This is a genomic window from Alloscardovia omnicolens DSM 21503 (assembly GCF_000420505.1).
Taxonomy (GTDB): Bacteria; Actinomycetota; Actinomycetes; order Actinomycetales; family Bifidobacteriaceae; genus Alloscardovia; species Alloscardovia omnicolens.
The window spans coordinates 47,165-58,783 of sequence record NZ_ATVB01000011.1; the positions used below are offsets into that span (position 1 = coordinate 47,165).

Sequence of the window (11,619 nt, forward strand, 5' to 3'; positions counted from 1 at the left end):
TGCTCCCATAAACTTGGGGGCATGACTCAAACACAGACATTCAATATTGCCGTTATTCCTGGTGACGGTATTGGTAAAGAAATTACTCCAGAAGCCCAGGCTGTTATGGAAAAAGCTACCGAAGGTGTAGCTGAATTTTCCTATACGCACTTCGATTTGGGTGCTGACCGTTATTTGCGCGATGGCGTTATTCTCACCGACGAGATTTTGGACGACATCAAGAAGAATGACGCAATTTTGCTGGGTGCTATTGGAGATCCTCGCGTGAAAGCAGGCGTTCTCGAACGCGGTTTGCTGCTTAAAATGCGTTTCGCTTTAGATCATTACATTAATCTGCGTCCATCCAAGCTCTATCAGGGCGTTACTTCCCCACTAGCTCATCCTGGTGAGATTGATTTCGTGGTTGTGCGTGAAGGAACAGAAGGTCTCTACGCAGGTGCAGGCGGCTCAACACATGCGGGAACGAATCAACAAGTTGCTACAGAAGTATCGATTAACTCTGCTCATGGTGTGGAACGTACGGTGCGCTATGCTTTCGAACTGGCTATGAAGCGCCGCAAGCACGTAACTCTTGTGCATAAAAAGAACGTATTAGTTAATGCAGGAGATATGTGGCAGCGCATTGTGAATGAAGTGGCAGCTGAATATCCAGAAGTTAGCCACGATTACTTGCACATCGATGCCACCACAATCTTTATTGTGACTGATCCTAGTCGTTTTGACGTTATTCTTACCGATAATCTTTTCGGCGATATTATTACTGACGAAGCAGGAGCTGTCGTAGGCGGTGTAGGATACTCAGCCTCTGGAAATATTAATGCTTCCGGCACATATCCATCTATGTTCGAACCAATTCACGGTTCAGCACCAGATATTGCTGGTCAAGGTATTGCTAACCCAACAGCAGCTATACTATCTGCAGCTATGTTATTGCGTCATCTTGGTTTGGACGAGGCTGCTGAGCGTATTGAAAAAGCAGTAGAAGCCGATATTGCTGAAAAGGGCTCTACGCAGCGCAGCACACATGAAGTGGGTGAAGATATTCTGGCTCGTCTCTAAACTGGAGAGCATGACTCATTCTCATACACAGCCCTCAGGATTACCAACTCATCGTGGTGAGTATAAGGTTCCTGGGGGCAAACTTGTAGCTGTTGAACTGGGTGAGAACGTGGGCGACGGCGTGCACATCGACGGTGATTTCTTTATCGATGGTGTCGACGACCCTACAGCCGTGGTCGCTTTGATTGAGCAGGTGCTCAGCGCGGGCAGTGGTTTTGCAGCTATGGAAGCGGTTGCTCGTGAATTTCCCGAAGCACAGTGTGTGGGCTTAACTGCGCAAGCACTCGATAAAGCTATGGCGCGCGCTCGCGGTCAGCAGGTTGAGAGCGCCCAGGCTGCGGCCGACACAACAAGCGAGGAGAGCGTAGACGAGCTCAGTTTCACGTGGAACACTGTTGACGTGGCCGTTCTTGCCGATCAAACCCCGCACACGCCTGCTGAACATATGGCGCTCGACGAGGTTCTCGCTCAGCAGGTTGCTGACGGTCAGCGCGGACCAACCCTGCGTTTTTGGCAGTGGGGTGGCAATGCGGTCATCATCGGTTTACATCAAAGCGTGCGCAACGAGGTAGACGAGCAGCGCGCTCGCGAACTGAATTTTAGCGTCGTTCGGCGCATAACCGGCGGCGGCGCCATGTTCGTTGAGCCGGGCAATACCATTACGTATTCGCTGTATGTTCCGGCTGATTTTCTGCAGGGTGTGCGCGGCTTCGAAGCGTATAAGCGCTGCGATGAGTGGGCGCTGTTAGCGCTTAACAAGCTGGGCATTCGCGCGCGGTACAAGCCGATAAACGATATAACCTCGCCGGCCGGAAAAATTGGGGGAGCAGCGCAGCGCTTGGTTCGCGGCAGTACGGGCTGCGTTCTGCATCATGTAACGATGGCCTACGATATTGACGCGGTACGCATGATACAGGTTTTGCGTATTTCGCGCGAAAAACTTGCAGATAAAGCGGTACAGTCAGCAGCTAAACGTGTCGATCCGCTTAAAAGCCAAACGAACTTGAGCCGCGATGAGCTGTGCAGCGCTTTACAGTCGCAAGCTTTAGAGATGCTGCCGAGCGCTCACCTATCTGAGCTTGACGAGGTAACGCTCGAGCAGGCGCGGCAGCTGGCGCGTGAGAAGTTTGAAAGCTTTGCGTGGACGCATGCTATCGCCTAGCTGGTAGGGTAGAATAATCACAGCGAGGAGGCGTTATGGGATACGTAAGCGACAATATTATTCGAGATACAGTAAATAAAGCGAGTACGGGACTGTTCCAGCTGGCTTATAAAGAGGCTGTGAAGCCGATGGTGTTTGATCAGTCGCCGGACGATGCGCATGATCAGATGATTCAGTTCGCGCGCATGACCCGTAATATCGCGCCGCTTATGTGGGCGTTGCGCGGCATGATTGACTACACGGATCCCATCTTGGAAACAGAAGTAATGGGCGTTAAGTTCCATAGTCCGTTTGGGCTGTCTGCAGGTTTAGACAAGAACTGCGATTTGCCGGTTCTGCTCGACAATGCTGGCTTTGGTTTCGAAACGGTTGGCTCTATTACTTCGCGACCATGCCCAGGTAACGCGCGTCCATGGTTCCATCGTCTGCCAGAATACGCATCGATGATGGTGCATGTTGGTTTGGCAAACGAAGGCATCGGCATGGTTATGCCTCGCGTGGAAAAAGCGTATATGAATTCCAAAACGATGCGTATTTCTGTCTCTATTGCGCGCACTAACGATAACAAGACAGGCGACATTGCTGAGGGCGTGGAAGATTATGCGAAGTCCTTCCGTCGCGCAGCGAACCGCACGCATATGCTTGAGGTGAATATTTCCTGCCCTAATACGCGCGTGGGTGAGCAGTTTACCAAGCCGGAGAATCTCGATAAGCTCTTTACTGAGCTCGATAAGATTGACCGTGTGCAGCCTGTGCTGGTGAAGATGCCAAGCGATAAGAGCTGGGAAGAGTTTAAGGAACTCGTGGATGTGCTCGCTGACCATAATGTGCAGGGCTTGTCTATTGCTAACCTGCGCAAGGATCGTGACGGCTTAGATATTCCATCTGATTGGGCGGGCGGTATTTCCGGCTTGCCAACTATTGCTGTGAGCAACGAAATTATTGAGAACACGTACCGTGAGTATCATGATCGTTTCGCTATTGCCGGCATTGGTGGCATCTTTACCCCAGAACATGCCTACGCTAAGATTCGCAAGGGGTCGAGCCTGGTTATGTTTATTACCTCGCTTATGTATCGCGGTCCACAAAATATTACGGTGCTTAAGCGCGGCTTGGCGAGCCTGTTGCGTCGCGATGGCTTTAACTCGATTGAAGAAGCTGTGGGTGTGGACGTGGATTAAGGCTGTTTTCAGCTGAGTGAAGGTGTTAGGTTTATTGGCCTAGCACCTTTTTCTTTTGGGTGTGCGAGAATACGGGTAGTAGGTGAAATCTAGGGGAGAATGAGATGAACATTGTTATTGTCGATGATGACGATATTGATGCCCATGCAACTCATGAGATGATTGAGCGATTTTTCGCGAGTTATAGCGAAGAACCGGTGGACTACTCGGTATTGCGCTTTACCAACGGCGATGACTTCTTGGAGAATAACTCAGAGGCGCCACACATTGTGTTTATGGATGTTGAAATGCCGGGCACGCAGGGCGTAGACGTGGCGCGTAAACTTCGTGAGTTCGACACGAACGCGGTCCTGGTATTTACCACTAAAATGGCGCAATATGCTGCCGAAGGCTACGATGTGGACGCTATCGGCTACCTCGTGAAGCCTTTTACTCAAGAGGCTTTCGACATGAAAATGCGCAAGGCTCTTACTGTGGTGCAGCAGGCTCAGCGTCGCACATTGTCGGTGATGGTTGATGGGGGACTGCATTTTCTGCAAGCTCAAGACATTGAGTATATTGATGTTGCTCGGCATAAAGTAACGTACCACATGACCGATTATGAGGTGGATGTGTGGTCGAGTCTTAAAGAAGTGCTCCAGCTGTTAAACGACGCAGATGTGTCGGAAGCCTTCTCGCAAATAAATCGCTATACGATTGTAAATTTAGCCCGAGTGAGCGCGGTCGAGGGAGACGATGTTGTGGTGGGCAAGTGGAAGCTTGGAATGAGCAGGGGGCGGAAGAAGCCGTTTATGCTTGCTCTTGCGCAGTATCACGGGCAAGTGCGGTGATAATATGAATTGGTTCCTGGATATTCGTTTATCTCTTTTCGTTATTGAACTTGTTCTTGCCTCGTGTCTGTTTACGCATGCAGATGATTGGCAACTTTTCACGTATCCTAAACGATTGTGGCGCTTGCTTGTATTCCCTGCTCTTATCGTTGCGTATAGCTGTATGCCTGTACCAGTTCTGTATTTTATTCAGTATTCTCACGGCACGCGAGAAAGTGTTTCCGGAAGTTTAGTAGGAATACTGTATTACACTCTAACTGCCATAATCGTTATGTGCTGTATAAATTACGCCTCAAAAATGAGCACATTAAAGACCTTAGTCGTGGTCGCGTCTGGCTATAGTGTGCAACATCTTGCATTTGATGTGCATACGGTTATTACGAAATTGGTTTATGTTGCCCGTACGGATGCTAGTTTTAGCATAAGTGATGTGTATTATGTGGTGATTTATTCATCTGTGTTTTTTGTGAGCTGGTTATGCGTGGGTAGACGGTTTAATTTTGATGAACATAAAGTGCGGCGCGCTCCGCTGTGGACTGTCGTGTGTATTGCTCTTTTGCTCATGTTGATTTTTATTAATCTGTTATACATTCAAACGGTTCATGGGCATGCTCAGATTGCTCTCTATATGTATGATGCGGTTGCGACTGCTTTTGCTATTGCGGCTATTATTCAGGCGTCGCACAATACGCAGCTTAGCTACGATCTTCAAATTATGCAGCGTATGGATGAGTTGCAAGAGCGGCACTATGAGATTGCCAAGGAAAACATTGCACTGATTAACGAGGTGGGACACGATGTTCGCCGTTCTTTGCGAGATGCGCAGCTAACTTCCGCTGCCGAGAATGCTATTCACACTTATGATTCGCTCTTCCATACAGGAAGTGACGCTTTAGATGTACTGTTGACTGAGCGTTCCCTCTACTGTAATTCTCACAATATTGTGCTTACAGCCTTAGCGGATGGGGCGCAATTGCGTAATATTTCGCCTGGAACAATCTACTCTCTCTTTGGTAATCTGCTGGATAATTCGATTGAGCATATCGAAAAGTACGCTTCTGAACAAACCCCCGGTGTTGTGGATGTGAGTGTGCGAAGAACCGGAAATCTTATTCTTGTGGAGATAACGAATCCTTTACATGGAGACGTACAAATGAAAGATGGATTGCCAGTATCGAGTAAAGCGAAGACGAAAGATTCTGCTCTCCACGGTTTCGGTACGAGGTCTGTGAGAAGACAAGTGCATAACTTGGGAGGGGAGATGACGATTAGTACAAAGAACAATGAATATCGTGTGAGTATTGTTCTTCCTCTTGTTGCTGAGCAGTAGGAGGCTATTCGGGCAACTAATCGAGCAGTTCGTGCGAGTGCAGACCTGAATACATATTTTCTCTCGATATTTTGGAATTACGGTATATCGCATACCGCAATTTCGAAGGAGAGATTATGGTTTTTCAACGGAAAAATGACGTGTCGCAATCGCGAAAACCGCGGTTAAAGATGAAGCAAAGAACTTTTGCAACGTGGTGGATAATCTGTATCGTTTTCTTAACGGTACTGAGCTTGGCGATAAATGTAGCGGCATCACGCTTCTCTGTTATGCTCGATAGCTTCCTTGGTGCCGGAACAACACAGGTGGAGAGAGCTACCGGTAGCGAAGAATGGGATGCGCAGTATTACAAGAAGAAGTACGGCTCTCTTGCGGAAGCGGTGAAGCATAGTAAGAAGCTCGCTGAACAAGTGAGCAACGAGGGAATTGTGCTTCTCAAAAACGATGGAGTTCTTCCTCTCAAGAAGAACAGTACGGTTACACCATACGGATACGCATATGCGAATCCGGCGTACTCTGGAACAGGTGCAGCCTCAACTGGATCTCAAAACAATGTGTCTCCAGAACAAGGTTTAGAGAAGTATTTTAAGATCGATAAAAGCGTCGCGTCGGCTGTAGCGGCTGCCAAGACGCATTATCCGGATGCAGCTGATGGTACACCTGCATTAGATTACGATAAGAATTCGTTTCAAGCCAAGACCGATGCAGGGAAGAGCGCTCGCATTTATGAATACGACAGAGCGGCGTATGAAGAGGGTGCGCAAACCTCTTCCACCAATAATGCGGCAGTTGTCTTCATTTCGCGTAACGGTTCGGAAGGTTTAGATAAGCGCACTTTTGGCTATGATGATGGAACTGCCCACTATCTGGCTCTTACACAAGCTGAAAAAGATATGATTCGTGTGGCAAAAGAGCATAGTGTATCGGTAACGGTCGTATTGAACACGGCAAATCCAATGGAGGTTGCACCATTAATGAGCGGTGAAACCGAAGTAAATGCAATTGTGTGGATGGGCACAGCAGGTTCTCGTGGCTTTAAATCTCTCGGCAATGTTCTCAGCGGCGCAGTGAATCCGTCTGGTCGATTAACAGATATTTACGCTACTGATTTTACGAAGGATCCTACTTTTGCAAACTTCGGCGAATATGGTTATTCGAACGTAACGTATAAGGACACAACGCTTATTTCTTCGGGTGAGCAGAGGCCATGGCCTTTCGTGGAATACGAGGAAGGTGTGTATGTGGGCTACAAGTATTACGAAACTGCAGCTGTTGAAGACCCACAGTTTGTATATGGTCAGCGCGATGTTGCAGGAGCATCTACACAAGTAGGCGCGGTTGCATATCCGTTTGGTTATGGATTGTCCTATACCACTTTTGAGCAGAAGCTCAACTTCGTGCGCTTAACCGACGATGGTAAGGTTGAGGCCACCGTAACAGTAAAGAATACGGGTTCTGTTCCAGGGAAAGAAGTAGTTCAGCTTTACGCCACAGCTCCATATACGGACTATGATCGTACGCACGGAGTGGAGAAACCAGCAACTCAGTTGGTGGATTTCGATAAGACTCGTGAGTTGAAGCCTGGAGAATCACAGGATGTAGATTTTACATTCGTAGCCGATGATTTATCGTCCTACGACCAGTCTCATAAGAATGCCGATGATTCTCAGGGTGCTTATCTTCTGGAAGCTGGGGAATATGCTATAGAGCTGAAGAATAACTCTCATGATGTTATTGCCTCTTCACATATTAATATCGCAGATACAACGTGGTTTGAGGGTAATAATCCACGATCTTCGCAGCGTGATGCACAATCTCAGTTGGATACATCGGGTAATGCTACGCCGAAGCCAAAACAATCTGAAGGCTTCAAAGCTTCACATAATCAGTTCGAAGATTTGACTTCGTATATGAACCAGAATACTACGCAACTGAGCCGTGCTAACTGGAATGGTACCCAGCCTTCTGCACCTAAAAATCGAACTGCGGTTGCTTCCGAGGATCTCGTGAGAGCATTGAACGCGTGGAAAGATTTCGATGTACAGAAGAATCCCGAATTGGGAAATGTAACCTCGAGCGCTGTTTATGAAGAGAAGCAACCTGTGTTTGGACAAGACAATGGTTTGTCGCTTATTAATTTGCGTGGCGTGCCATATGACGACCCTCAGTGGGATAAGCTTATGGATCAGCTCGATTTCGCGAAAGACAAGGAATCTATCCAACGTACACTCTTCATGGCCGCGTACCAGACAGATCACATTTCATCCATCGGTAAGCCGTTAACTATAGATAAAGACGGCGCTATGGGGTGGTCTAATTCAGGCTCGAGTGGATGGCCTTCCGCTAATGTGATGGCGTCGACGTATAACAAAGAACTGCTAACCGATGTTGGCGAAGCCTTTGGTGAGGAAGCATTACATAACAACTTCACCGGTTGGTATGCTCCAGCAATCAATATTCATCGTTCACCTTTCGGTGGTCGAGTCTACGAATACTATTCCGAAGACCCTGTGGTTAGCGGTAAACTCGCGGCTGCAGCTATTTCCGGTGCAGGCAATAAGGGAGTGGTGAGTTACCTCAAGCACTTTGCCATTAACGATCAGGAAACCAATCGTTCTAATTACATGGCTACTTGGGCTAACGAGCAGGCTACACGCGAAGTCTATCTGCGAGCATTCGAGATTGCAGTAGAATCTGCACGATCGGAACTGCCGTATCTCACAAAGGATGGCAAACGCGAAACGAAGATTATCCGCTCTGCTACAGCAATGATGTCTGCTCAGAATAACATCGGCGCGGTTATCGGTTTCGGACGTTACAGCTTGCAAACAGCTGTTTTGCGTGGGGAATGGGGTTTCGATGGGGTTGTAGTCACAGATATGTTCATGGAAACTCTGCCGAATGCTCGTGATTTATCCATGCGATCTGGCTCGGATATGTACATGATTCAGATGCCAGGCTTTAATGCGGTGGATTACGATTCTGCAACTGCACGCACCGCTATGCGTCGTGCAATAAAGAATGTTGCTTATGCAACAGCTAATTCGAATGCGATGAACAACATTACTCCGGGATCTACAATCCGAAAGGGAGTAAGCGCTTGGCAAAAGGGCTTGTGGATTTACGATGGCGTGATTGTTCTACTCTGCACCTTGATTATTACGTGGATTGTCCGTCGCGGTAACAAGGCCAAAGCTCGACCAGATTTATTTAAGCAGCCTCGTGCTCGCAAGGCTAAGAAATAGGGGCTAGTACAAGAAATGCTCCTTCCCTCAGTTGAGAGGGGAGGAGCATTTTCGTTTACTGTCGCTACTCTTTAGCGGCTACGACTACCAGTACCCATCAAAGCCTGATCCGGAGTACCGTAGTTAGGGTTATCTGGAATATTGGCTTCGGTCGTGTACTGCTGCAAGAAGTTCTTAAGCATTGGAGCGCCGAGGTACATACCGTACCAGCTGCTACGATAGACACCGTTAATGCGCTTGCCGCTCAATGATTCCTGATTTTCCATATTGCCAGCTACTGCGAAAGCAGATACACCGTTGGTGAATGCTGCAGACGACATGAAGTAGGTTTCTGCAGTACCGGTCTTAGCGAAGGTCTTGCGGTTAGGCAAGTTCACTTCCTGTGCCTGACCGGATGTTGCAGACATGTTGAGCACGTACGCAGTAGTTTGTGCAACATTTTTTGGAATAGCCTGCGTGCAGTTAGCAGAAGGAACTTCGTATTCCTTACCATCCTTCTCGACCTTGGAGATGGCGATTGGATCGCAATGTACGCCGTCGGCAGCAATAGTTGCGTATACGTTTGCCATGGTCAGAGGAGACACGTTCAAAGAACCAATAACGAATGGTGCGAACATCGTGTCGTGAATATCGCTCTGGCTAGGAATAGCGTTGTGGTAACCCATAGCCGTTGCAGTATCGGCAATAGCGCACAAACCAATCTTTTGAGCCATGGAAGCCTGTGTGGTGTTGTGCGACCTCATAATACCCTGGTATGGAGTTTCTGGGTTAACCGTGCCACCTTCGGAGTTCTGTACTCGCCACACGCCAGTAGTAGTGGAGTTGCAAGGGAAGCTCGAGTTAGCATACGAGGTCGATGTTGCCAAAGGCTCGTTAGCAGTATGACCATTTTCCAGCCACGACACAAGATTAATTGGCTTAAAGGTCGAACCTGGCATAACACCCTGACCACCGCCATCGGCCTGATCAACAGCGTAGTTAATTGCAGTATGCGTACCAGAAGCCCCAGCAGAAGCATCGTAAGTACGGTTCTGAGCCAAAGCCAAAACCTCACCAGTGCCTGGCTTAATAGCAGCCAAAACGCTTTCGATGCCGGAAGGATCGTCCTCTGGAATAACAGCACGAACAGACTGGGATGCAGCACGCTGGGCGGTTGCATCCATAGTGGTCGTAATGTTTAAACCACCCTGATACAGCAGCTTGCGTCGATCTTCCTGGGTTTCTCCAAACTGTGGAGATTGCAAAATCTTATTAACCACATAATCGCAGAAGTATGCAGCGTTACCAGCTGTTTGGCATCCTACCGGCACAGACTGAACATTGAGCATGTCGACAATGCTAACTGCCTTAGCTTCTTTCACTTGCTCAGCGGTTGCGTAACCTTGATATTGCATAAGATCAAGAACTAAATCGCGTTGCTGTTGAGCTGCTTCAGGATGCAAAGTAGGGTCATAAGCCTGAGGATTTTTTGTAATTGCAGCAATCATAGCTGATTGTCCAAGATTCAAATCCTTAGCACTCACATTAAAATAGCGGCGGGCAGCGGTTTCAACACCATAAACACCAGAGCCGAACTGAGCAATATTTAAGTAACCCTGTAGAATTTCTGCTTTAGTATATGTTTTCTCCAACTGCACAGCCAGCAACATTTCGCGTAGCTTACGCGCAATAGTATCTTCATGCGCATGATATGCAGCAATTGGATCGTCATCGTTATTTGCCTGATCAATAAGGATGTTCTTTACATACTGCTGGGTAAGGGTAGAACCACCTTGGGTATCTCCCTTATTGACATATGTCTGAATAAATGCACGCAAAACACCAGCAGGGTCCACACCAGCATGGTCGAAGAAACGACGGTCTTCTCGTGCAACAACTGCTTGTTGCATGACCTGAGAAATATCGCGTAACGGCACAATAATGCGGTTTTGAGTATAGAAAGTAGCAATAAGAGTGGTGCCATCAGAAGCATACATGCGAGACTGCTGTGGAAGATCTTCCAAATTGAACTTCACATCTTCCAAACCGGCACTCATTTGTGGCTCAATGGCCTTCGTAAGAACGTTCGCGCCCACAACTGCTGGCATCACAACGCCAGAAGCAACTACGCCACCCATGACGCAGAATAATAAATACGATAAAATCAGCGTGAACACACGCTTAGGAGTAAGTTTATTCTTCCCATTTTGATCAGACATATGCAATATTTTAGCGTGATGCCCTGCCTAAAGACGAGGGGAGCTGATGGGTTGTGCAATATTCCCACGAAAATATAACAATTGTGGGGAGTTGGAGTTAGTGGAGTTGAGGGTTAGTGGAGTTGGGCTCGCGGGGGAGTTCGTGGGGATTGTGAGCGTGGTGCGCTGACAATGCTGGCGTCCATTTTTCATGTGGTATCAGCTCTCATATGTTCCTGAAAGTTGCTAGCACCGAGCGTCAACAACGCGCACTCGCACTTTTTACAATGATTGAAGTCCTCGCTCATGCGTCAATCATGGAACGCTAGCGCAAGTTCCGTTTCATGAACCGTTCAAACCCCTGTCTGACGTAATAATCCATCAAACTATGGGCACACTAAACCAAGTCGCCGATAAAATGCTCTTCGAATTTTAACGGTTTTTTTTGGGGGGGGGTGTTGTCTAGTAGGTTCTAGTTGATTCCTCTGGCAGTTATGTGTTAAGACATCGTTGCAGTGTGAATGTGTTTCGTCTTTATGTGTGAAGTCGATACGCGCAACCGATATGCCAGTTTTGAAGCCATTTTTGCGCATCAAAACTGGCATAACAGGTATATTAATCGGTTAAGCAGAATG

At 47.8% G+C, this 11,619-nt stretch carries 7 protein-coding genes; 6 read left to right on the top strand and 1 reads right to left on the bottom strand.

Features of this window, described 5'->3' with window-relative positions; translation table 11 throughout:
* The first annotated feature begins 21 nt into the window (after positions 1-21).
* The 6 genes from G464_RS0105715 to G464_RS0105740 all read left to right on the top strand — a co-directional run bounded on the left by G464_RS0105715 (position 22) and on the right by G464_RS0105740 (position 8,807).
* Complete coding sequence (locus tag G464_RS0105715; protein ID WP_022857089.1) at positions 22-1,059, top strand: 3-isopropylmalate dehydrogenase; 1,038 nt, start codon at positions 22-24, stop codon at positions 1,057-1,059.
* Between the two features lie 10 nt (positions 1,060-1,069).
* On the top strand, positions 1,070-2,221 hold the full coding sequence (locus G464_RS09105) for a lipoate--protein ligase family protein (RefSeq protein WP_022857090.1): 1,152 nt from the start codon (positions 1,070-1,072) through the stop codon (positions 2,219-2,221).
* 35 nt (positions 2,222-2,256) lie between these two features.
* Positions 2,257-3,402 (top strand): quinone-dependent dihydroorotate dehydrogenase, encoded by a 1,146-nt coding sequence (locus G464_RS0105725; protein ID WP_022857091.1) that lies wholly within the window; start codon positions 2,257-2,259, stop codon positions 3,400-3,402.
* A gap of 104 nt (positions 3,403-3,506) precedes the next feature.
* Positions 3,507-4,232, top strand: coding sequence for a LytR/AlgR family response regulator transcription factor (locus G464_RS0105730; protein ID WP_022857092.1), 726 nt, complete (start codon positions 3,507-3,509; stop codon positions 4,230-4,232).
* A gap of 4 nt (positions 4,233-4,236) precedes the next feature.
* Complete coding sequence (locus tag G464_RS0105735; protein WP_022857093.1) at positions 4,237-5,562, top strand: ATP-binding protein; 1,326 nt, start codon at positions 4,237-4,239, stop codon at positions 5,560-5,562.
* Between the two features lie 116 nt (positions 5,563-5,678).
* Complete coding sequence (locus tag G464_RS0105740) at positions 5,679-8,807, top strand: glycoside hydrolase family 3 C-terminal domain-containing protein (protein WP_022857094.1); 3,129 nt, start codon at positions 5,679-5,681, stop codon at positions 8,805-8,807.
* A gap of 71 nt (positions 8,808-8,878) precedes the next feature.
* On the opposite strand, the gene G464_RS0105745 is transcribed toward G464_RS0105740, so the two are convergent.
* Entirely contained in the window at positions 8,879-11,005 is a 2,127-nt protein-coding gene (locus tag G464_RS0105745; RefSeq protein WP_022857095.1) for a transglycosylase domain-containing protein, read from the bottom strand.
* Positions 11,006-11,619: the final 614 nt, after the last annotated feature.